Consider the following 21,225-nt stretch of genomic DNA (forward strand, 5'->3'; position numbering starts at 1 on the left):
CCGAGCGCAAGTCCCCGCACCCTCGCGCGAATCACTCTCGGTCGGGGTCACTGCGCCAGCACCCGGTCGCTCACGAACATGTTGTGGCGGCGCTCGTGCGCGAACGTGCTCGGCTGGCCGTGGCCGGGGATGAAGGCGGTGGCGTCGCCGAGCGGCCACAGCTTGGTGACGATCGACTCGATCAGCTGCGGGAAATTGCCCTGCGGCAGATCGGTGCGCCCGATCGAGTTCTGGAACAGCACGTCGCCGACCTGCGCGAACTGCGACGGCGCGTGGTGGAAGATGACGTGACCGGCGGTGTGCCCCGGCGTGTGGTAGACGTCGAGCAGCAGCTCGCCGACGCTCACCGTGTCGCCCTCGATCAGCCAACGGCTCGGCTCGAAGACGGTGCCCTCGACGCCCCATTGCCGGCCGTCCTCGTCGAGCCGCGCCAGCCAGAAGCGATCGTCCTCGTGCGGCCCCTCGATCGGCACGCCGAGCGAATCGGCGAGCGGCTTGGCCGCGCCGGCATGGTCGATATGGCCGTGGGTGAGCAGGATCTTCTCCACCGTCACGCCGGCGCGCGCGATCGCGGCGGTGATCCTGGGCAGGTCGCCGCCGGGATCGACCACCGCGGCGCGCATCGTCGCGGTGCACCAGATCAGCGTGCAGTTCTGCTGGAGCGGGGTGACCGGGATGATCGCCGCGCGCAGCGGGGTATCGCTCATTGCTCGCTCCTGGGCTCGCGCCTGGCGCGGTCCGAATGTGCCGCGCGCGCCCCGCATAGCCGCGGCGCGCGCGCTTGTCACAGCCGTCGGCGCTCGCACCGGAGAGCGAATTGCTGTCCTTACCGCGGCTTGGACGCGATGAGTCGCGGCAAGCCGACTTGCCGGCGCGGCGGCGCGCGGGCATCACCGGCCCATGGTGCTTGAACCGCCCTTCGTGCTGCTCGACGACGCGCGACCGGGTGCGGGTCCGGCGCGGCTCTACACGAACCCGCGCCGCGTGCTGCGCGCCGACTCGCTTCCGGATGTACCGGCGCTGCTGCGCGAGGCGGCGGGGGCGAACGCGGCGGGCTTCCTCTCCTACGGCGCGGGCGCGGCGTTCGAGCCGAGCGCGGGGACCGCGCCGCGCGCGCCCGACGCGCCGCCGCTCGCCTGGTTCGGGCTGTTCGACGGCTGGGAGGAGGTCGACGACGTCGCCGCGCTGCTGCCCGAGGCGGCGGCGAGCTGGGTCGGCGCGCCCGCGCCCGAGCTGACGCGCGACGAGTATGACGCGATGTTCGCGGAGGCGCAGGCGCTGATCGCGGCGGGCGACCTCTACCAGCTCAACCTCACCTTCCGCGCGCGCGTGCCGGTGCTGGGTGACCCGCTCGCGCTCTACGCCCGGCTGCGCCCGCACGCGCGCGCCGGCTGGGGCGCGATCGTCGCTACGGGCGAGCATATGTTGCTCTCCTTCTCGCCCGAGCTGTTCGTCGCGCTCGACGGCGACCGGCTCACCTGCCGCCCGATGAAGGGGACGGCGCGACGCGAGACCGATCCGGCGGCCGATCGCGCCGCGGCCGAGCGGCTCGCCGGCGACGCCAAGCAGCGCGCCGAGAACCTGATGATCGTCGACCTGATGCGCAACGATCTCGCGCGCGTCGCGGTCGCGGGCAGCGTCGCGGTGCCCGAGCTGTTCGCGGTGGAACATTACCCCAGCGTCCACCAGCTCACCTCCACGGTCACCGCCGGGCTGGCACCGGGCCGGGGCGCCGCCGACGTGCTCGCCGCGCTGTTCCCGTGCGGCTCGATCACCGGCGCGCCCAAGGTCCGCGCGATGCAGGCGATCGCGGCGATCGAGCGCGGCAGCGCGCGCGACGTCTACACCGGCGCGATCGGCCGGATCGACGCGGGCGGCGACGCGCAGTTCAGCGTCGCGATCCGCACGCTGACGCTCGCCGCTGGGGCGGAGGCGGCGCTGCTCGGCGTCGGCGGCGGGATCGTCGCCGATTCGCGCGCCGACGAGGAATGGGACGAGGCGCTCGCCAAGGCCGCCTTCGTCACGCGCGCGGTGACCACGCCCGACCTGATCGAGACGATCGCCTTCGACCCGCTCGAGGGGCTGCTGCTGGTCGACCGCCATCTCGCGCGGATGAAGGCGAGCGCGGCGGCGTTCGGCTTCGACTTCGACCGCCACGCCGCGCGCAACGAGCTGCAGGCGGCGACCTTCCGGCTGCGCGAGCGCGCGCGCGTGCGGCTGCTGCTGGCCCCCTCCGGCGCGATCGCGATCGAGGTGACCCCGCCGCCCGTGACGCGGCTCGCGCCGCTGCGCGTCGCGCTGGCGGCGCTGCCCGTGACGCCGCGCGACTGGCGTCTGCGCCACAAGACCAGCGATCGCGCCTTCTACGATCGCGCGCGCCGCGCCGCGGGCGAGGACGAGGTGGTGTTCGTCGCTCCCGACGGCCGATTGACCGAGGGCAGCTTCACGACCGTCTTCGTCGAGCGCGGCGAGACGCTGGTGACGCCGCGCGCCGGCCCGCTGCTGCCCGGCGTGCTGCGCGCCGAGCTGATCGCGCAGGGTCGCGCGGTCGAGGGCGATCTCACCCCGGCCGAGCTCGCGGGCGGCTTCCTGCTCGGCAATGCGCTGCGCGGGCTGATGCGGGCCACGCTCGCGGTTGCACTATGAGAACGACCGTCGCATAGGCACGCGCGCTTCCTCAACCAAGGCGCCCCCCATGCACCCCTCCGCCGCGCTCGACCGCATCAATCCCTCGCCGACGCTGGCGATCACCAGCCGCGTGCTGGAGCTGAAGCGCGCCGGGGTCGACGTGATCGGGCTGGGCGCGGGCGAGCCCGACTTTGACACGCCCGAGTTCGTCAAGGAGGCCGCGATCGCGGCGATCCGCGCGGGCAAGACCAAATACACCAACGTCGACGGCACGCCCGAGCTGAAGGAGGCGATCGTCGCCAAGTTCAAGCGCGACAATTCTCTCGACTACACCCCCGCTCAGATCAGCGTGAATGTCGGCGGCAAGCACACGCTGTTCAACGCTCTGGTGGCGACGCTCGACGCCGGCGACGAGGTGATCGTGCCCGCGCCCTATTGGGTGAGCTACCCCGACGTGGTGCAGTTCGCCGGCGCCACCCCGGTGATCGTCGCCGCCGGCGCCGACGTCGGTTACAAGCTTACCCCGGCGATGCTCGAGGCGGCGATCACGCCGCGCACCAAATGGGTGATCCTCAACTCGCCGTCCAACCCGACCGGCGCCGCCTACACCGTCGACGAGCTCCGCGAACTCGGCGCGGTGTTCGAGCGCCACCCGCACGTGTGGATCTTCGCCGACGATATGTACGAGCATATCGTCTACGACGACTTCCGCTTCGCCACGATCGCCGAGGTCTGCCCGTCGCTGTACGAGCGCACGCTGACGGTGAACGGCTGCTCCAAGGCCTATGCGATGACCGGCTGGCGCATCGGCTTCGCGGGCGGGGCGCCGTGGCTGATCAAGGCGATGGGCAAGCTCCAGTCGCAGTCGACCAGCAATCCCTGCTCGATCGCGCAGGCCGCGGCGGTCGCGGCGCTGACCGGCGACCAGTCCTTCCTCAAGGAGCGCGGCGCCGCCTTCCAGAAGCGCCGCGACCTCGTCGTCGGCCTGCTCAACCAGGCCGACGGCATCACCTGCCCCACCCCCGAGGGGGCCTTCTACGTCTACCCCGACGTCAGCGGCGTGATCGGAAAGGCCACCCCGGCAGGGCGCACGATCGAGACCGACAGCGACTTCGTCGGCTATCTGCTCGACGACGCCAAGGTGGCGGCAGTGCAGGGCGTCGCCTTCGGCGTCTCGCCCGCGATGCGGATCAGCTACGCCACCTCGGAGGCGCTGCTGACCGAGGCGTGCCACCGGATCCAGCAGGCCTGCGCCGCGCTGCGCTGAGTTGCCTGACGGTTACGAACGGAAACGATTCTGTTCGAACGTTGACATACCGGCGCGGGAACGCCGCGCCTATATGGGCGCCAGATGAACGCGTCGCCCAGAAGCGGTTCATCGCCCGATCCCTATTCCTCCAGCCCAAGGGCGCGCACGGCGCCCGCGACACCGGAGCGGCCGCGCGGGCGGTCGGAGAGAAGAGAGTAACGCCATGAACCGCTTCATCAAGTCCAGCTTCGCGCGCCGGTTCGCCGGCGGCTTTCTGATCGGCGCGGCGGCGATGCTCGGGATCCATGCCAGCCAGGCCGAGACCCCCGCCAACGCCTATGCCGCGACTCACGTCGCGCGCTGATCGCGGACGTATCGTCCGCACATGCGCGGGCGATGAAAGGCGCTGATCCATGTTGCCGGCGCGCCGCGCGATCCCCATCTTCTGCGTCATGACCAAGCTTTTTCCCCGTCGCCTCGGAGCGCTCGCGCTCGGCGCCCTCTCGCTGGCCAGCTGCGGCGCCGCACAGGCGGAGCGCGCGGTGCCGATCCCCGCCGCCGCGCGCGACGTCGCGCCGACGGCGGGCTTGCAGACCGCGGTGCTCGCGGGCGGCTGCTTCTGGGGCATGGAAGCGGTGTTCCAGCAGGTCCGCGGCGTGCGCGACGTCACCGCGGGCTATGCCGGGGGCACCGCCGCGACCGCCAATTACCGCGACGTCAGCAGCGAGACGACGCGCCACGCCGAGGCGATCCGAGTCCGCTATGACCCGCGCGTGGTGAGCTACGCGACGCTGCTGCGCGTCTATTTCTCGGTGGCGCACGACCCGACGCAGGTGAACCGCCAGACCCCCGATGTCGGCACCAGCTATCGCTCCGCGATCTTCGCGCAGACGCCCGAGCAGCGCGCGGTGGCGAGCGCCTATATCGCGCAGCTCGGCGCCGCGCGTGCCTTCCAGCGCCCGATCGCGACCAAGGTGGAGAGCGGCGCCTTCTACCCGGCCGAGGCGGAGCACCAGGACTTCTTCCAGCGCAACCCGTACCACCCCTATATCATGCGCTGGGACAAGCCCAAGGTCGCCGCCTTCCGCGCCGGCTTCCCCCGTCTGGCGAGCTGAGCCGGCGCGGAAAGCGCTACAGGCGCGTGCCCACCGCGGCGCAGGCGAGGAACATCAGCAGCCCGGCGAAGCGGTTGCTGCGGAAGCGCGCGAGCGCGCCAGCGCCGTCGTCGGGCACCAGTGTCGCCGCCTGCCAGCCGAGATGGAGCGCGATCGGCGCCAGCGCGAGGAGCACCAGCGCGTCGGCGCGGACCTGCCAGAAGGCCGTCGCCCATGAAGCCAGCGCGAGCGCGTAGCAGAGCGCGACCCCGGCGCGGACGTGCCGCCCCATCGCCAGCGCCGACGAGCCGATCCCGATCAGTGCGTCGTCCTCGCGGTCCTGGAGCGCGTAGATCGTGTCATAGCCCACCACCCAGAGAATCGCGCCGGCGTAGAGCAGCAGGCCGGGCAGGGTGAGCGCGCCCCACACCTCGCTCCAGCCGACCAAAGCCGCCCAGGAGAAGACCAGCCCGAGCCAGACCTGCGGCCACCAGGTGATGCGCTTCATGAAGGGATAGGCCGCCACCGGCGCGAGCGCGGCGAGCGACACGACCGCGGCGTAGCGATGGAGCCGGAGCAGCACCACCAGCCCGATCAGGCACAGCGCCACCAGCCAGGCCCAGGCCACGCCGAGTGACACCTGCCCGCTGGCGAGCGGGCGGTGGCGCGTGCGCGCGACGCTGGCGTCGAGCTCGCGGTCGACGATATCGTTGTAGACGCAGCCCGCGCCGCGCATCGCGACGCTGCCGAGCAGCAGCCACAGCAGCAGCGGCCAGCGCTCGGCCGCGCCGCCGGCGAGCGCGACCGCCCAGGCGCCGGGCCAGAACAGCAGCCACCAGCCGATCGGGCGATCGAGCCGCGCGAGCAGCGCGAGCGCGCGCGGTAGCGGCGGGAGCGCGGCGACGAGGCCGCGGTGCTGGCTGTCGGGGACGATCTCGGTCACGCGCGCCGCTCTAGCGCGTCCCGCCCCGCGACCAAAGCCGCGGTTGCGGCGCGCCGGCACCGCCGCCATGGTCACGCGTCAACCGTTCCCGGGGAGAGGATACAAATGGTCGGCCCGCCGGCATGACGCTGCTCGCCATCGCCCTCGTCATCGTACTGCTGATCCTGCTGGTGGCGCTCGCCAAGGCACCGCCGCTGGTGGCCTTCGTCATCGCCGCGCTACTCGGCGGCGTGCTGCTCGGCGTGCCGCTCGAAACCATCCCCAAGGCGATCGAGAAGGGCATCGGCGACACGATCGGTCCGCTCGTCGTGATCGTCGTGCTCGGTGCGATGGCGGGCAAGCTGATCGCCGACAGCGGCGCCGCGCGGCGGATCGCCGACGCGCTGATCGCGCTGTTCGGCCCACGTCGTCTGCCGCTGGCGATGGCGGCGACCGGCTTCCTGGTCGGCATCCCGCTCTTCTACAATGTCGGCTTCGTGCTGATGGTGCCGCTGATCTTCTCGATCACGGCGCGGGCCAAGCTGCCGCCGGTCCATGTCGGCATGCCGCTGCTCGCCGGCCTGTCGATCGCGCACGGCTTCCTCCCGCCGCACCCCTCGCCGACCGCGCTGGTGACCCAGCTCCACGCCGACCTGGGACAGACGCTGATCTACGGCCTGATCGTCGGCGTGCCGACGCTGCTGATCGCCGGCCCGCTGTTCGCGATGACGTTGAAGACCATCCAGTCGCCCCCCTCCGCGCTGTTCGCCAGCGACGACGCGGCCGAGCGCCGGCTGCCCGGCACCGCGGTGAGCTTCCTGTGCGCGCTGCTGCCGGTCGGGCTGATCGCGGGCACGACCGCGCTCAGCTATCTCGCGCTGTCGCCCGAGCTCGCCGCGGCGGTGCGCTTCGTCGGCAACCCGACGGTGGTGCTGCTGGTGGCGATCGCGATCGCGATGCTCGCGCTGGGGGCGGGCAGCGGCCTGCCGCTGCCCCGCATGATGGAGAGCTTCGCCGGCGCGACGCGCGACATCGCGCCGATCCTGCTGATCATCGCGGGCGCGGGCGCGCTCAAGCAGGTGCTGGTGGAGAGCGGCGCCGACCGCGTGCTCGCCGCCGAGCTGGCGACGCTGCCGATCCCGCCGCTGGTGCTCGGCTGGCTGCTCGCCTGCGTGATCCGGATCGCGCTCGGCTCGGCGACGGTCGCGGGCCTGACCGCGGGCGGGCTGGTCGCGCCGTTGCTCGCCACCAGCGGCGCCGACCCGAACCTGATGGTGCTCGCGATCGGCGCGGGCAGCCTGATGTGCAGCCACGTCAATGATTCGGGCTTCTGGATGTTCAAGGAATATTTCGGGCTGAGCCTGCGCGACACCTTCCGCTCCTGGTCGCTGATGGAGACGCTGGTCGGCAGCTTCGGGCTGGTGTTCGTGCTGCTGCTCGACGCGGTCGTTTAGCCGAGCGAGCGGACAGCTCGTCGCGACGCTCCAGCGCGTGCTCAGACGATGTCTGTCATGCACTGTCACGCGATCGTCGTCACGCCGATGCAACGGTGGGCGGCGCCGCGCGGCTATAATGCTATCCGCGGTCGGTGACGGAGGCGGGCATGACGACACAGATCACGCGCTGGGCACGATCGCTGGCGCCGCTCGCGTTCCTGCTCGCCGCGCCGCTCGACGCCGCGTCGCACGGGGCGGTGCGGCCGCACGAGCTCCGCGTCGAGCGGGTGGTCGCGCTGGTCCGCCACGGCGTGCGCGCGCCGATATCCGGGGAGGTGCCCGAGGGCACGCGCACCGACGCGCCCTGGCCGCGCTGGCCGGTGGCGCCGGAGCGGCTCACCCCGCGCGGCGCGCGCGCGCTGCGGATCGAGGGCGCCTTGGCGCGGCGCTGGCTCGACTCAATCGGCCTGACCGGGCGCGGGCGCTGCCCCGCGGCCGGTCAGGTGAGCGTCTGGACCAACACCGCCGAGCGGACCATCGCCAGCGGCGCCGCGCTGGCGGAAGGGCTCGCGCCGGGCTGCGCGGTGCCGATCGGTCACCGCGACGCGGGCGCGGTCGACCCCTTGTTCGAGCCGCTGCGCGCGGGCGCGGCGCCGTTTGACGCGCGCGCCGCGATCGAGTCGGTCCAGGCCTATACCGGCGGGGTCGAGCGCATGGCGGATCGCTACGGGCCGCAGCGCGCCGAGCTCGACCGCGCGCTCGGCTGCGGCGACGCCGCGGGCTGCAGCCCCAGCGCGCCCGCGACCCTGCGCCCCAGCGCCGACGGGCGCGCGATCGAGCTGAGCGGCCCGATCCGCGACGTCTCGGGCACCGCGCAGGTGCTGCTGCTGCAATATGCCGAGGGGCTGACCGCGCGCACACCGTGGTCGCGGGTCGACGCCGCCGCGCTGCGCCGGCTCGGCGCGCTCCACGCCGCGCTGTTCGACGTCTTCTCGCGGTCGCCCTATATGGCGGCGCGCCAAGCGGGGCCGCTCGCGCGCCGCGTCGAGGAGCGGCTCACCGCACGCGACGGCCCGGCGGTCGAGCTGCTGGTCGGGCATGACACCAACGTCACCGCGCTCGCCGCGGTGCTGGGCGTGACGCTGACCGCGCCGGGCTATGCCGCGGGCGACGTCGCACCCGGTGGCGCGCTGGTGCTCGAGCTGCTGCGCGGCCGCGGTGGGGCGCGCTTCGTCCGCGCGACCTATCGCACCCAGTCGCCGACCCAGCTGCGCCGCCTCGCGCGCGACGGCACGGTGACCCGGCTCGCCGTTCCGGGCTGTGCCAGCGGACCGGAGCGGAGCTGCCCGCTCGGCGAGTTCGTGCGGCTGCTGCGCGGCCGCACCGCGGGCTGAGCGCGGCTTGCACCCCCGCGGCGGCTCGCCGACAAGGGGGCATGATCCGCTCCCTCCTCGCCCTGATCGGGCTCGCCGCGTCGCCCGCGCTCGCCCAGCAGCAGGGCCAGCGCCCGCCGATCACCGCCGCCGCGCCGCAGCCCGCCGCGTCGCGCACCTGGCCGACGCGCGAGGCCGACGCCGAGCTGCGCGACGTCGCCTTCGCCGCGGGCGGGACGATGGCGCGGGTGCGGCTCCACTATACGACGCTCGGCACGCCGCACCGCGACTCGCGCGGCGAGATCGACAATGCGGTGATGGTGCTCCACGGCACCGGCGGCACCGGCAAGCAGTTCCTCCAGCCGCAGTTCGCTGACCTTCTCTACGGCCCCGGCCAGCCGCTCGACATCACGCGCTTCTACGTCATCCTTCCCGACAATATCGGGCACGGCGGCTCGTCCAAGCCGTCCGACGGCATGGGTCCCGACTTCCCGCGCTACGACTATGACGACATGGTCGCGCTGCAGCACCGGTTGGTGACCGAGACGCTCGGCATCAAGCGGCTGCGGCTGCTGATGGGCACGTCGATGGGCTGCATGCACGCGCTGCTGTGGGGCGAGCGCTGGCCCGACGCGGCGCAGGCGCTGATGCCGCTCGGCTGCGAGGCCGTCCCGATCGCCGGGCTCAACCGGATGTGGCGCCAGCTCGCGATCGAGTCGATCACCGCCGACCCGGCCTACGCGGGCGGCCGCTATCGCGCGCAGCCGCTCGCCGGGCTGCGCGGCGCGGCCGCGCTGCTGTTCGTCGCGGGCGGCGCGCCGATCTACCTGCAGGACGCCTATCCGGCGCGCGACGCCGCGGCCGATTACGCGCGCCAGCGCGTCGCTTCCTCGCTCAAAGGGCTCGACGCCAACGACCTGATCTGGGCGCTCGACTCGTCGCGCAGCTACGATCCCTGGCCGCGGCTGGAGGCGATCACCGCGCCGCTGACCTGGATCAACTCGGCGGACGATTTCATCAACCCGCGCGCGCTCGACTATCCCGAACGCGCGGTGAAGCGGATGCGCGACGCGCGCTTCCGGCTGATCCCCGAGAGCGTCGCCACGCGCGGCCACGGCAGCCACACCTGGGCGCGGCTGTGGAAGGACGATCTCGTCGCACTGCTCGCGCGCTCGGCCCCGCGCTGATCGGCTTGCACGCGCGCCCCGCGCGACCTAGCGCCGAGCGCATGCGCCCCTTACTCCCGCTCGTCGCGCTCGCCGCGCTGCTCTCCCCGCCCGTCGCGGCGCAGCGCGCCGACCGCGCCACGCCCGGCTGGGTGCGGGTCCGGCTCGAGACCGCGGACGGACCGATCGTGCTCGCGCTCGACGCGCGCCACGCGCCGGTGACCACCGCCAATTTCATGCGCTACGTCGACGACGGCCGCTTCGACGGGGTCAGCTTCTACCGCACCGCGCGCAACAAGCGCGACCCACGCTACGGCTTCATCCAGTCGGGCATCCGCACCGATGCGCGGCGCTTCCTCGACACGATCCCGCATGAATCGACCAGGCAGACGGGGATCAAGCATCTCGACATGACGATCTCGATGGCGCGCCTCGGCCCGCCCGGCGCGGCCAACGGCAATTGGTTCATCACCGTCGGCGCGATCCCCTCGATGGACTGGAGCCCGACCAACCCGGGCTACGCCGCCTTCGGTCGAGTCGTGGCGGGGCAGGCGACGGTGAAGCGCATCCTCGCCGAGCCCACCGGGGGCGGGATGAAGGGCACGCTGATCCTCCAGCCGGTCCGCGTCGACAAGGCGATCCGGCTCGACGGCGCCGCCAGGCCGACCGGCCGGCCGCGCCCGTGGCTGATCGAGCGCCGCCGCGACGGCTGAACTCCCGGCGCTTGCGGCTCGTTAGGGTGCGAGCGAAGGAGAATGACATGAGCGAGCAGCCGAACAAGCCGGGCGGTGACTTCCGCGAGGACGGCAAGGTCCGCGACGCGGGCGACGAGCAGGCGGTCAAGAACCAGGGCGGCACCACGCCCGAGGCCTATCCCAAGAAGGACGGCGGCCGTGCCACCGGCGAGGACAGCGCGGTCGGCGCGGGTCGCGGCGAGAGCGACGGGCAGTAGCGTCTACCCGCGCGGCAGCGCCTCGACATAGGCGCGCACCGCGTCGGCGATCGGCACCGGGCGGCCGGTCGGGAGATGGACGTTGACGCTCACCATCGTGATGACGCTGCACAGCGCGCCGCTGGCCGGGTTGGTCAGCTCGAAGCGCAGCGTCATGCTGGTGGTGCCGATCTTCTCCACTCGGACATGCGCCTCGACCTCGTCGCCCCAGGTGAAGGGCGCGAGATAGTCGAGTTCGGCGCGGCGGACGTGGAACTCGCTCTCCTCCCAGACGGGGCCGAGCGCTTCGGCGATGCCGCTGGCGCGCCAGAACTCGGTCGCGGCGACGTCGGCATATTCGAGGTAGCGCGAGTTGAAGACGACCCGCTGGCCGTCGATCTCGGCGTAGCGAACGCGGAAGCGGGTGGAGAAGGCGAAGCCGGGACGGGTCATAGGCGGCGCGCTGTGACGGTGCCACGGCGCCGGGTCAACCGACGACGCGACGTCCGCCTCACAGCTCGATCACGCGATCGGGCAGCTCGTTGACGTCGCTCGCGCTCTTGGGCAGCTGCTCGGCGAGGATCGCGCCGATCACGCCCACCGCCGCGACCATACCCGCGCCCGCCTGCCCGGCCCTGACCGAGTCGACCAGCGCCGCCATCGCCGCGCCCCAGCGCTCGGGCGGCACCGCGGCGTGGACCGCGCGGTCGGCGACGATCTCCGCGGCATGCTCGTCGGCGGAGAGGTAGAGCAGCACCGCCTCGCGCCCCGCGGTGCGGCGCTCCGCGGCGAGGCGGAAGTAGAGCAAAGCGCGCCGCCGCACACGCCGTCGCCGGGTCGCGCGCGGGGTCAGCGCGAGTCGCAGCGGCATCCAGGCGAGCAGCAATCGCGTGAGCAGAAAGGTCGCCGCCTGCGCCACGAGCAGCAGCGCGAGCGCGGTCGCGCGCGACTCGCCCCAGCCCCAGCCCCAGCCCCAGCCCCAGCCGTTGCCGGGCGCGAGCGACGCGGGCCACAGCGCCGCCGCGGCGGGCACCGCCAGCGTGGCGAGCAGCGCATAATGGAGCGCGACGTCATGATAGGCGTCGGAGCGCTCGCTCACCACGGTGACGATCTCGCCGTCGGTGGCGCGCTCGGCCCTGGTGACCGCCTCGGTCACCGCGGCGCGCTCGGCGGGGGTGAGCACCAGCCGCGCCATCACCAGCTCCCGCTCGCGCCGCCGCCGCCGAACGAGCCGCCGCCGCCGGAGAAGCCTCCACCGGAGAAGCCGCCTCCCGACGAGCCGCCGCCGCCCCAGCCCGAGCCGGCGCCCCAGATCACCACCGGCGCCACGCCGCCACGATAGCGGCTGCCCCCGGCGGAGCGGCGCAGCAGCGGCAGCAGCACGAAGACGAGCACGACCGCGATCCAGAAAGCGGCGACCATCCAGTCGCCGCCCTGATCCTGCGCTGGTGCCGGCCTGGCGCTGGCCTGCGCGGCGCGGCGCTCGGCGGCCTCGGGCGGCAGCTTGAGCTGCTCGGCGAGCTGCTGCGCGCCGGCGACGATGCCGCCCGGCATATCGCCGCCGCGGAAGCGCGGCAGGATGGTCTGGTTGACGACGATGCTGGCATAAGCGTCGGTGACGATCGGTTCGAGCCCGTAGCCGACCTCGACCCGTACCTTGCGCTCGCTCGGTGCGACCAGCAGGATCACGCCGTTGTTCGCGCCCTTCTGCCCGATGCCCCAGGCGCGGCCGAGCCGATAGCCATAGTCCTCGATCGTATAGCCCTGCAGGCTCGGCACGGTGGCGACGACGAGCTGGCGCGACGAGGCCTGCTCGACCGCGGCGGAGAGCTGCTCGAGCTGGCGTACCTGGTCGGCGTCGAGCAGCTTGGCGGCGTCGACGACGCGACCGCTGAGCGGCGGGAACTGCTGCGCGGTCGCGGCCGTCGCGGCGAGCAGCCACAGCGCCGCGAGCAGCAGCGCGCACCAGCGCTGCAGGAGCGCCGAGATGTTGTCCGCCACGTCCGCGGCGCGAGCGTGCTCCTGCGCACGCAGGAGCCCAGGGTCACGAACGCCGTTCCGGAGGCCCTGGGCTCCGGCGTTCGCCGGAGCACGCTTCCGCCTCGATGGGTCGGACACCGATCCGCGCCGGAGCGCGCGCGCGATCATCGTCGCGGCTCAGCTGCCGAAGTTGACCGTCGGCGCCTGCTCGGCGCCGGGGCTCGTCGCCTGGAACGGCACGAGCGGCTTGGCGCCGTAGAAGATCCTGGCGCCGACCGCGTCGGGGAAGGTGCGGATCCGCGTGTTATAATCCTGCACCGCCTGGTTGTAGTCGCGCCGCGCGATGGTGATGCGGTTCTCCGTCCCCTCCAGCTGCGACTGGAGCGAGAGGAAGTTCTGGTTCGACTTGAGGTCGGGATAGGCCTCCTGCAGACGCTGCAGCGACAGCGTCACCGCGTTCTGCGCGGCGGCGTAGCGCTGCACCGCGGCCGGGTCGCTGAGCTGGTCGCCGCTCACCTGGACCCGATTGGCCGAGGCGCGCGCCTCGGTGACCCGGGTGAGGACGTCCGATTCCTGCTTGGCGTAGCCCTTCACCGTCGCGACGAGGTTGGGGATCAGGTCGGCGCGGCGCTGATATTCGTTCTGCACGTCGGCCCAGCGCGCCTTGGCATTCTCCTCGGCGGTGGGAACGCTGTTCACCCCGCAGGCGGCGAGCGGCAGGGCCATCACGAGCGCGGCGGCGCGGCGGTGCATCATCTCGAAATCCCCTTTTCCCGCGAACTATACGCCGGCGCCAACGCGGGCGTCGCGGTAAAAGTTACCAGGGGAGCAACGATCTTCTCGCGGTCAGCCGCCGGCGGCGGCCCCCGGCGCCTGCCAGCGCGCGCGCTCCTCGAGCAGGCGAGTCACCGCCGCCATGTTCGCGCTGCCCCACTCGCACAGCGGCGCCAGCGCGGCGGCGAGGCCGTGGCCGAGCGGCGTCAGCGTGTAATCCACGCGCGGCGGCACTTCGCGATAGTCGCGGCGGGTGACGATGCCGTCGGCCTCGAGTTCCTTGAGCTGCTGGATCAGCACTTTGTCGCTGACGCCGCGGACCGCGCGCTTGAGCGCGCCGTAGCGGTTCGGTCCCTGCATGAGGAAGTAGATGATCAGCGGCTTCCACTTGCCCGCGATCACGCGGAGCGTGGCGTCGAGCCCGCAGCTGAAGCCGGCGGCGGGAAGGTCAGCGACGTTCGTCATTTTCGGGTACTTACCAGAAGGTGCATACTTGTCGACAGGTAGGCACGCCATCAGCTCTGCGCCAGTTCGAAGAACGGAGCAGACGACCATGAAGAGACTGGAAGGCAAGACCGCGGTAGTGACCGGCGGCGGGACGGGCATCGGCTTCGCGACCGCGAGGCGCTTCGTCGACGAGGGCGCGTTCGTCTACGTCACCGGGCGCCGGCAGGAGCCGCTCGACCGTGCGGTGGAAGGTCTCGGCGGCAACGTGCGCGCGGTGCAGGGATCGGTGTCCGACCTCGCCGACCTCGCGCGGCTGTTCGATCAGGTGAAGGCCGAGCGCGGCACGCTCGACGTGCTCTTCGCCAACGCCGGGCACGGCGACCTCGTCCCGCTCGGCGAGATCACCGAGGAGCAGTATCAGCGCACCTTCGACATCAACGTCAAGGGCGTGCTGTTCACGGTGCAGGCGGCGCTGCCGCTGATGCGCGCGGGCGGCTCGATCATCCTCACCGGCTCGACCACGGGGTCGATGGGGACGCCCGCCTTCAGCGTCTACAGCGCGACCAAGGCGGCGGTGCGCAACTTCGCGCGCAGCTGGGCGCAGGACCTGCGCGGCACCGGGATCCGCGTCAACGTGCTCTCGCCCGGGCCGACGCTGACCGAGCTGGCGCAGGAGGTGGTCGGCCGCGACGCGATGGTCGAGCTGGGCGCGGGCACGCCGATCGGCCGCGTCGGCCAGCCCGACGAGATCGCCGCGGTGGCCGCCTTCCTCGCCTCCTCCGACAGCAGCTTCATGACCGGCAGCGAGGTCTTCGCCGACGGCGGGCTGGCGCAGATCTGAGCGCGCCGCGGCGACTCACTGGACCGCGCCGCCGAACAGCGGCAACCTCGGGGCATGGAACCCGATTCCCGCCAGGGCGCGCCGATGATCGAGCGCGCGCGCAGCGTCGCCGCGGGCTTCGCCGACGTCGGCCTGACCCAGGCCGAGGAGCTGCTGCGGCGCGTCTCGCCCGAGGGGCGCGCGCAGGCGCGCCGCGAGCGCGAGGCGCGGGCGCGGCGGCAGCGCCGGCTGCTCGTTCGGCTCGTGCTCGCCGCCGCGGCGTCGCTGCTGGTCTGGGCGCTGCTCGCGATCGCGGTGGCGCCCGCCGTGGCGCTCGCCGTGGCGGCGGCGCTGATGCTGCTGCTGACGACGCTGGTGCTGATCCGCGCTTCGCCGCGCGCGCCGGGACGCGAGGCGCTCGCCGGCGCGGCGCTGCCCGATCTCGCCGCCGAGGCGGCGCTGTGGCTCGCCGCGCAGCGCCGCGGGCTGCCGCCGCCCGCGCTGCGGCTGAGCGAGACGATGGCGCGGCGGCTCGAGACGCTCGCGCCGCGGCTCGCGCAGCTCGACCCGCGCAGCCCGGCGGCGGCGCAGGTCCGCGCGCTGATCGCGGTCGAGCTGCCCGACCTCGTCGACGGCTGGCGCGCGGTGCCGATCTCGCTGCGCGGCAGCACGCGCGACGGTGCGCCCGCGCCCGACCTGCTGCTCGAGAACGGGCTGCGGCTGCTCGACGGCGAGCTCGCCCGGGTCGACTCGCAGCTCGGCCGCGGCGCGCTCGACGGGATCGCGGTGCAGGGCCGCTACCTCGAGCTGAAGTACGACGCGGACGGCGACCTGCGCTGAACGGCTCCGCGCGCCGGAGCGACGGACCCGCTTGAGTCGAAGCGGGTTAGAGCAGCTCGAGAGGAGCACAGCATGCGAGACGAGATCAGCCGGACGCGCCAGCGCGAGATCGCCACCGAGCATCTGCTGTTCAAGCTGATCGAATATGTCGAGGCGCGCGACCCCGGGCTGCTCGACTTCCTCGAGGGGAGCCTGTCGCACCTGGGCGACCCGGCGCACGACGACAGCAAGGACGACGAGGGCGTGCGCGAGATCGCACGCCGCCTGATCGCGGGCGCGCGCGCGCAGGGCACGGGCTGAGCGCGGTGCCGCCCGCGCTCGCGGCGGGCTCACCGGCCTATCGCCGCCTCACGCTGGCGATGCTGTTCGCCGGCTTCGCCACCTTCTCGACGCTCTACGCGGTGCAGCCGCTGCTGCCGCTGCTGGCGGCGCACTTCCGGCTGAGCGCGGAGGCGGCGTCGCTCGCGGTGTCGCTGGCGACCGGACCGCTCGCGCTCGGCATCCTCGTCGCCGGTGCGGTGTCGGACCGGGTCGGGCGCCGGCCGCTGATGGTGGCGGCGATGATCAGCGCGGCGCTGCTGACGGTGGCCGCGGCGGTGGTGCCCGGCTGGTACGGGCTGCTCGCGCTGCGGCTGCTCGCCGGGCTGGCGCTCGCGGGCGTGCCCGCGGTGGCGATGGCCTATGTCGCCGAGGAGGTCGACTCGGCGTCGATCGGCGCGGCGATGGGGCTCTATATCGCCGGCAGCGCGCTCGGCGGGATGGGCGGGCGGCTGGTCGCCAGCCTCGTCGCCGCGGTGGCGGACTGGCGCTGGGCGCTGGCGAGCGTCGGGCTGATCGGGCTCGCGCTGGCCGAGGCGTTCCGCCGGCTCGCGCCGCCGTCGCGGCGTTTCGCGCCGGGCGACGCCGGCTGGCTCGCGCTGCCTCGCGGCGCCGCGGCGCTGTTCCGCGACCCCGGACTACGGCTGCTCTATCTCGAGAGCTTCCTGCTGATGGGCGCGTTCGTGACCATCTACAATTACGCCGGCTTCCACCTGCTCGCGCCCCCGTACGGGCTGGGGCAGGCGACGATCGGCGCGGTGTTCCTGCTCTACGTGCTCGGCTCGATCAGCTCGCGGCTGTTCGGTGGGCTGGCGGGGCGGCTCGGGCGCCGCCGCGTCTTCTGGGTCCCGGTCGTGCTGCTGATGGCGGGCGTGGCGCTCACCGCCGCGGCGCCCTTGTGGCTGGTGATCCTCGGCATCGCGGTGCTCACGATCGGCTTCTTCGGCGCCCACTCGATCGCGAGCGCCTGGGTCGGTCGCCGCGGCGGCGCCGCGCGCGGACAGGCGGCGGCCTGGTATCTTTTCTTCTATTACCTCGGGTCGAGCCTGCTGGGATCGGCCGGCGGTATCGCCTGGACACGCCACGGCTGGCCTGGGGTCGTCCTCTTCTGCACCGCGCTCGGCGGAATGGCGCTCCTCGGTGGCCTGCTGCTGGTGCGGGTGCGGCCGCTCCCCACGCCCGAGGACGCCATGACCCAGCCGCCGCCCGCCTCGGCGTGAGCCCAACACTCCCGACCGGGGCGACCGTCACGCTCCGCGAGCCTCTATAACGCTCTGAGGTGAGTGCGGGGTGAGCGGTGCGGGTCGGGATCATCGGGGCGGGTCAGCTCGGCCAGGCGCTGGCGCGGCGCGCGGTCGTGGCGGGGCATGAAGTGACGCTCGCCAACGCGCGCGCGCCCGAGACGATCTACGACCTCGCCGCGACGATCGGGTGTGCCACCGCGCGCGCCGACGACGTGCCCGGGCTGAGCGAGCTGGTGGTGCTCGCCATCCCCTTCACCGCGGTGTTCGCGCTCGCGCCGGGGCTGCTGGCGGGGCGAGTCGTCGCCGACGCCAACAATTACTACCCCGATCGCGACGGCCGGATCGCCGCGCTTGACTCGCGCTCGACCACGACCAGCGAGATGGTGGCGCGCCACTTTCCCGCGGCGACCGTGGTGAAGGCCTTCAACGCCATCCTCGCGCGCGACCTGCGCGCGCCGCCGGTGCTGCCGGGCGGGGCACGCCGCGCGCTGCCGATCGCGGGCGACGACGAGGGCGCCTGCGCGCAGGTGGCGGCGCTGCACGGGTCGCTCGGCTATGCCGCGGTCGACGCCGGACCGCTGCCGGAAGGGTGGCGCTTCGAGCGCGCCAAGCCGGCCTATTGCGTGCCGCTCGACCGCGCCGGGCTGGTCGCCGCGCTCGACCGCGCCGAGCGCGACGTCGACCTGCCCGAGGGATCGTGGCGGTGACCGCGGCCCAACGTCCGCTCCACCCCATCTGACCGGCAGCGTGCTCCGGCGGACACCGGAGCCCGGGGCCACCCACGTGACGTCCGCCGCTCTGGGATCCCGCGGGCGCGGGAGCACGTGTCCGCATCGGTGAGGCGGACGCTAGAAGATCCCCAGGAACTTCTTCCGCTTCGGCGCCGGCGCCTTGCTGGGTGTGCCGTTGCCGACGTCGGTGCGCGGCTCGCCCTTCTCGTCGCGCTGCGCCGCCGCGGTCTTCCCCGCGAGGATCGGAGCGCACTGCGCCGCCCTGGCGTCGCCCGGGTCGACGAACGCCAGCAGCGCCGCGACGGGCGTCGCCACCACCGCCAGGCCGAGCCCGACGCCGGCGCGCGCCACCAGCTGCGGCGAGATCACGTTGAGCTGCGGCTGCGCGAAATAGCCGCCGAGCCCGACCGGCGATTGCCCCGAGAAGAGGCTGAACTTCTTGGAGTCGGCGCGGAAGGCGAGGTCGAGCGCCTCGGTCTTGAAGCTGAAGCCGCCGCGCGCCAGGATCACGTTGTTCTTGGTGTCGATGAGGATAGGGTCGGTCGCAGCCACGCCGTCGCGCACGGTGAAGGCGATCAGCCCGCAGTTGATCTGCACCGGCTCCTTGAGCTCCTGCTGGAACATCTTCTGGACGAAGGTGCCGAGGTCGATCTCGGCGAGCTCGACGTTGCGCGTCCACATCGTGCCCGCCGGCATCACGAAGGCGATCCGGCCGCGCGCGCTGGCGAGTGAGTCGTGGATCGTGTCGCCGCGCCCCGCGAGCTGGATTCGGCCGCGGATCGTCCCCGACGTGCCCGATTCGGCGACGCCATAGCCGGCGAGCAGCCGGCCCATCGGCGTCGGGGCGAGGCGGATGTCGTAGCGGACCGCGCTGGGCCGCTCGCGCGTGTCGAAGATCGCGTCGGCGGCGACGTTGCCGCGCGCCATCGCGAAGGTGAGCGGCGACAGCGCCAGCCGGCCGCGCTCGAGATCGAGCACCATGTCGATGTCGGCGATCGGCACGCGCCGTGAGCGCACCACGCCGACGTGCCACTTCAGGTCGGCGTCGAAGCGCTGCATCGTCGCCACGGGCAGCGCGGCGTCGGGCAGGATCCGCGCCGGCGCCGCACCGGTCGCTGCGGCGGCGGCGATGGCGCCCTTCTCCGCGACGATGTCGGGATTGTAGCCGATGAACGGCGCGGCATCGACGATGTCGAGCCGCCGTGTCGTCAGCGTCGAATCGAGGTGGAGCCGCGCGCCGTTGGTGACGGTCAGCCGCCCGGCGACGTCGCTGGCGCCGAACGTGCCGCTCATCCGCGTGAAGCGATATTCGTTGCCGCTCTGCACCAGCTGCGCGCGCAGCCGGTAGGTGCGCGTGTTGGGGATCACCACGCCGATCACGTCGAGCAGAGTCGACAGGTTGCGCCCGGTCGCGCGCACCGCCAGCGGCACGTTCTCGAACTCGGCGAGGCTGGGGAGGGTCCCGGCGACGTCGATCGTGTTGCCCGCCGCCCGCGCACGCGCGACAAGCTGGTTGCGGCCGCGCGCGACGGTCGCGTCAGGCGAGAGCAGCCGCGCCGCCAGCGTGAAGGGCGTGTCGCGCAGCTGCCCGGTGCCGCTGAGCCCGACCGCCTGACCGATACGCGCGTCGGAGGAGCGGATCGTGTCCAGCGTGAGGTCCGCGAGCAGCTTCATCCGCGGGTCGCGGTAGCGCACCTGCGTCCCCGTGACGGTGGCGCGGTCGATCCGCGGCAGATCGAGCGGCCTGCCCGAGCCCTTGTCCTCGCTGAAAGTCCAGGTGTTGCGGGTGTGGGCGGGATCCCACTCGAGATCGGCCGCGCCGTTCGTGAGGTCAAGCCGGTAGAGCCGGCGCTTGCCGAACAGCAGCGACAGCGGCGCGATCCGCGAATCGATCCGCTCCGCGGCGAAGAGGTCCGGCCGGGTGGCCCAGGCGGGATTGGCGATGGCGAGTCGCTCGGCGTAGAATTTGATCTGGAGCGGCGCGAAATAGAGCTGGAAGTCGCCGCCGACGGTCACTTGGCGGTGGGTCAGCTTGCCGACGACACTCTCGAACGGGCGTTTGAGGAAGCGCCCTTTGGTGACGAAGAGCACCAGCCAGACCGCGGCGAGCAGCGCGACGAGCCCCAGGGCGACGTTGCGCGCGATCCGCCAGCCGCGCCCGCGTGAGGGTGCGCCAGGCGGCGGAGGGGACGGTGGCGGGCCACTCGCGCCGGCCGACACCGCGGTGGGAGCGGGCGCGACCGTGTCGGGCGGGATCGTTGCCATGGCGGTCCAATCGCGTGACCGGGCGGCGCGGTTCCCGCTCGCGCGCGCGCGACCGTGCCAGATGCGGGCGGTTGCTTTCCGCGGTGAGCGCAGCTAAGGCGCGCGCTTCTCCGAGCGATCGGCGGTGACGAACGGCCCGGCCATCCAGGGCTGCCGCGGCCGTTCCAGCCGAACGCTCCAGCAGAAAGGACGAAAATGCCCAAACTCAAGACCAAGAGTGGCGTCAAGAAGCGCTTCAAGCTGACCGCCAGCGGCCTGCTCAAGCACGGCGTCGCCGGCAAGCGCCACCGCCTCATCAGCCACAACGCCAAGTACATCCGCCAGAATCGCGGCACCAAGGTGCTGTCGAAGGCCGACACCGCCGCGGTGAAGGCCTGGGCACCGTACGGTCTCAGCTGAGCGACGAGGAGGAATAATCTATGGCACGCGTCAAGCGGGGCGTAACCACTCGCGCCAAGCACAAGAACATCCTGGAGCAGGCGAAGGGCTATCGCGGCCGTCGCAAGAACACCATCCGCGTCGCGCGGCAGGCGGTCGAGAAGGCCGGCCAATATGCCTATCGCGACCGCAAGGTGAAGAAGCGGACCTTCCGCGGCCTGTGGATCCAGCGCATCAACGCCGGCGTCCGCGCCGAGGGTCTGACCTACAGCCAGTTCATGCACGGGCTGAAGCTCGCGGGCGTCGAGCTGGACCGGAAGGTGCTGGCCGATATCGCGATGAACGAGGGCGCCGCCTTCGCCGCGATCATCGCCCAGGCGAAGGCCGCGCTGCCGCAGGCGGCGTGAGGCTTCCTCCACGATGAGATCGGGGGCGCTGGTGGCAACACCGGCGCCCTTTCTCGTCGGGGGGTGGTAGTGTGCCGTGATACTGCAGCGCCGGCGACGTCGGTTCTGGATCCCCGCCTGCGCGGGGATGACGGAGAAGGGGAGCGGGCCGGGGACAAGCCCGTAGCGCCATCGCGAGCCAACTCGCCCCGATCGTCATCCCCGCGCTGGCGCGGATCCAGA

General features: G+C 72.8%; 24 protein-coding genes. 16 read left to right on the forward strand and 8 right to left on the reverse strand.

What is annotated here, in order from left to right; translation table 11 throughout:
- Nucleotides 1–47 precede the first annotated feature (47 nt).
- Nucleotides 48–707, reverse strand: coding sequence for an MBL fold metallo-hydrolase (locus K7957_RS08720; protein ID WP_281422840.1), 660 nt, complete (start codon nucleotides 705–707; stop codon nucleotides 48–50).
- A gap of 193 nt (nucleotides 708–900) precedes the next feature.
- Here K7957_RS08720 and pabB point away from each other — a divergent pair, with 193 nt between their 5' ends.
- The 4 genes from pabB to msrA all read left to right on the forward strand — a co-directional run bounded on the left by pabB (nucleotide 901) and on the right by msrA (nucleotide 4,992).
- The gene (gene pabB, locus K7957_RS08725; RefSeq protein ID WP_223011571.1) at nucleotides 901–2,646 is read left to right on the forward strand and encodes an aminodeoxychorismate synthase component I; all 1,746 of its coding nucleotides are present in this window, start codon (nucleotides 901–903) and stop codon (nucleotides 2,644–2,646) included.
- Between the two features lie 49 nt (nucleotides 2,647–2,695).
- On the forward strand, nucleotides 2,696–3,895 hold the full coding sequence (locus K7957_RS08730; protein ID WP_223011572.1) for a pyridoxal phosphate-dependent aminotransferase: 1,200 nt from the start codon (nucleotides 2,696–2,698) through the stop codon (nucleotides 3,893–3,895).
- 205 nt (nucleotides 3,896–4,100) lie between these two features.
- Nucleotides 4,101–4,241, forward strand: coding sequence for a hypothetical protein (locus tag K7957_RS08735; RefSeq protein ID WP_223011573.1), 141 nt, complete (start codon nucleotides 4,101–4,103; stop codon nucleotides 4,239–4,241).
- An 88-nt stretch (nucleotides 4,242–4,329) separates the two neighbouring features.
- Complete coding sequence (gene msrA / locus K7957_RS08740) at nucleotides 4,330–4,992, forward strand: peptide-methionine (S)-S-oxide reductase MsrA (RefSeq protein ID WP_223011798.1); 663 nt, start codon at nucleotides 4,330–4,332, stop codon at nucleotides 4,990–4,992.
- A 16-nt stretch (nucleotides 4,993–5,008) separates the two neighbouring features.
- Here msrA and ubiA read toward each other — a convergent pair whose 3' ends face one another.
- Nucleotides 5,009–5,914 carry a 4-hydroxybenzoate octaprenyltransferase gene (gene ubiA, locus K7957_RS08745; protein WP_343228351.1) on the reverse strand — a complete coding sequence of 302 codons (906 nt, stop codon included), beginning with the start codon at nucleotides 5,912–5,914 and terminating at the stop codon, nucleotides 5,009–5,011.
- Nucleotides 5,915–6,036: 122 nt separating this feature from the next.
- On the opposite strand from ubiA, the gene K7957_RS08750 reads away from it, so the two are divergent.
- The 5 genes from K7957_RS08750 to K7957_RS08770 all read left to right on the forward strand — a co-directional run bounded on the left by K7957_RS08750 (nucleotide 6,037) and on the right by K7957_RS08770 (nucleotide 10,820).
- A complete protein-coding gene (locus tag K7957_RS08750; protein ID WP_223011574.1) occupies nucleotides 6,037–7,347 on the forward strand; it encodes a gluconate:H+ symporter in 1,311 nt (436 codons plus the stop codon).
- 149 nt (nucleotides 7,348–7,496) lie between these two features.
- Nucleotides 7,497–8,723 carry a histidine-type phosphatase gene (locus K7957_RS08755; protein ID WP_223011575.1) on the forward strand — a complete coding sequence of 409 codons (1,227 nt, stop codon included), beginning with the start codon at nucleotides 7,497–7,499 and terminating at the stop codon, nucleotides 8,721–8,723.
- A gap of 41 nt (nucleotides 8,724–8,764) precedes the next feature.
- Nucleotides 8,765–9,889, forward strand: coding sequence for an alpha/beta fold hydrolase (locus tag K7957_RS08760; protein ID WP_223011576.1), 1,125 nt, complete (start codon nucleotides 8,765–8,767; stop codon nucleotides 9,887–9,889).
- A gap of 41 nt (nucleotides 9,890–9,930) precedes the next feature.
- On the forward strand, nucleotides 9,931–10,581 hold the full coding sequence (locus K7957_RS08765) for a peptidylprolyl isomerase (protein ID WP_223011577.1): 651 nt from the start codon (nucleotides 9,931–9,933) through the stop codon (nucleotides 10,579–10,581).
- 47 nt (nucleotides 10,582–10,628) lie between these two features.
- Nucleotides 10,629–10,820: a hypothetical protein gene (locus K7957_RS08770; RefSeq protein WP_219755046.1), complete on the forward strand. Its 192-nt coding sequence runs from the start codon at nucleotides 10,629–10,631 to the stop codon at nucleotides 10,818–10,820.
- 3 nt (nucleotides 10,821–10,823) lie between these two features.
- On the opposite strand, the gene K7957_RS08775 is transcribed toward K7957_RS08770, so the two are convergent.
- The 5 genes from K7957_RS08775 to K7957_RS08795 all read right to left on the reverse strand — a co-directional run bounded on the left by K7957_RS08775 (nucleotide 10,824) and on the right by K7957_RS08795 (nucleotide 14,018).
- Complete coding sequence (locus tag K7957_RS08775; protein WP_223011578.1) at nucleotides 10,824–11,252, reverse strand: acyl-CoA thioesterase; 429 nt, start codon at nucleotides 11,250–11,252, stop codon at nucleotides 10,824–10,826.
- 58 nt (nucleotides 11,253–11,310) lie between these two features.
- A complete protein-coding gene (locus tag K7957_RS08780) occupies nucleotides 11,311–11,994 on the reverse strand; it encodes a TPM domain-containing protein (protein WP_223011579.1) in 684 nt (227 codons plus the stop codon).
- Nucleotides 11,994–12,800 (reverse strand): TPM domain-containing protein, encoded by an 807-nt coding sequence (locus tag K7957_RS08785; protein WP_343228352.1) that lies wholly within the window; start codon nucleotides 12,798–12,800, stop codon nucleotides 11,994–11,996. Before K7957_RS08785 ends, K7957_RS08780 begins: the two co-directional genes overlap by 1 nt.
- A 156-nt stretch (nucleotides 12,801–12,956) precedes the next feature.
- Nucleotides 12,957–13,535, reverse strand: coding sequence for a LemA family protein (locus K7957_RS08790; protein WP_223011581.1), 579 nt, complete (start codon nucleotides 13,533–13,535; stop codon nucleotides 12,957–12,959).
- A 90-nt stretch (nucleotides 13,536–13,625) separates the two neighbouring features.
- Complete coding sequence (locus K7957_RS08795) at nucleotides 13,626–14,018, reverse strand: winged helix-turn-helix transcriptional regulator (protein WP_223011582.1); 393 nt, start codon at nucleotides 14,016–14,018, stop codon at nucleotides 13,626–13,628.
- Between the two features lie 88 nt (nucleotides 14,019–14,106).
- Between K7957_RS08795 and K7957_RS08800 the strand changes: the two genes are divergently transcribed.
- The 5 genes from K7957_RS08800 to K7957_RS08820 all read left to right on the forward strand — a co-directional run bounded on the left by K7957_RS08800 (nucleotide 14,107) and on the right by K7957_RS08820 (nucleotide 17,929).
- Nucleotides 14,107–14,841 (forward strand): SDR family NAD(P)-dependent oxidoreductase, encoded by a 735-nt coding sequence (locus tag K7957_RS08800; protein WP_223011583.1) that lies wholly within the window; start codon nucleotides 14,107–14,109, stop codon nucleotides 14,839–14,841.
- 54 nt (nucleotides 14,842–14,895) lie between these two features.
- Nucleotides 14,896–15,660: a hypothetical protein gene (locus K7957_RS08805; protein ID WP_223011584.1), complete on the forward strand. Its 765-nt coding sequence runs from the start codon at nucleotides 14,896–14,898 to the stop codon at nucleotides 15,658–15,660.
- Nucleotides 15,661–15,732: 72 nt separating this feature from the next.
- On the forward strand, nucleotides 15,733–15,960 hold the full coding sequence (locus K7957_RS08810) for a hypothetical protein (protein WP_223011585.1): 228 nt from the start codon (nucleotides 15,733–15,735) through the stop codon (nucleotides 15,958–15,960).
- A gap of 5 nt (nucleotides 15,961–15,965) precedes the next feature.
- Entirely contained in the window at nucleotides 15,966–17,198 is a 1,233-nt protein-coding gene (locus K7957_RS08815) for an MFS transporter (RefSeq protein ID WP_343228353.1), read from the forward strand.
- 77 nt (nucleotides 17,199–17,275) lie between these two features.
- Complete coding sequence (locus tag K7957_RS08820; protein WP_223011586.1) at nucleotides 17,276–17,929, forward strand: NADPH-dependent F420 reductase; 654 nt, start codon at nucleotides 17,276–17,278, stop codon at nucleotides 17,927–17,929.
- A 141-nt stretch (nucleotides 17,930–18,070) separates the two neighbouring features.
- Here the strand turns inward: K7957_RS08820 and K7957_RS08825 are convergent, their stop codons facing one another.
- Nucleotides 18,071–20,218, reverse strand: coding sequence for an AsmA family protein (locus K7957_RS08825; RefSeq protein WP_223011587.1), 2,148 nt, complete (start codon nucleotides 20,216–20,218; stop codon nucleotides 18,071–18,073).
- A 195-nt stretch (nucleotides 20,219–20,413) separates the two neighbouring features.
- On the opposite strand from K7957_RS08825, the gene rpmI reads away from it, so the two are divergent.
- Together rpmI and rplT are read left to right on the forward strand one after the other, a co-directional pair.
- Complete coding sequence (gene rpmI, locus K7957_RS08830; protein WP_223011588.1) at nucleotides 20,414–20,617, forward strand: 50S ribosomal protein L35; 204 nt, start codon at nucleotides 20,414–20,416, stop codon at nucleotides 20,615–20,617.
- 20 nt (nucleotides 20,618–20,637) lie between these two features.
- Entirely contained in the window at nucleotides 20,638–21,003 is a 366-nt protein-coding gene (gene rplT, locus K7957_RS08835; RefSeq protein ID WP_223011589.1) for a 50S ribosomal protein L20, read from the forward strand.
- Nucleotides 21,004–21,225: the final 222 nt, after the last annotated feature.

The organism is Sphingomonas yunnanensis (assembly GCF_019898765.1).
Classification (GTDB): Bacteria; Pseudomonadota; Alphaproteobacteria; order Sphingomonadales; family Sphingomonadaceae; genus Sphingomonas; species Sphingomonas yunnanensis.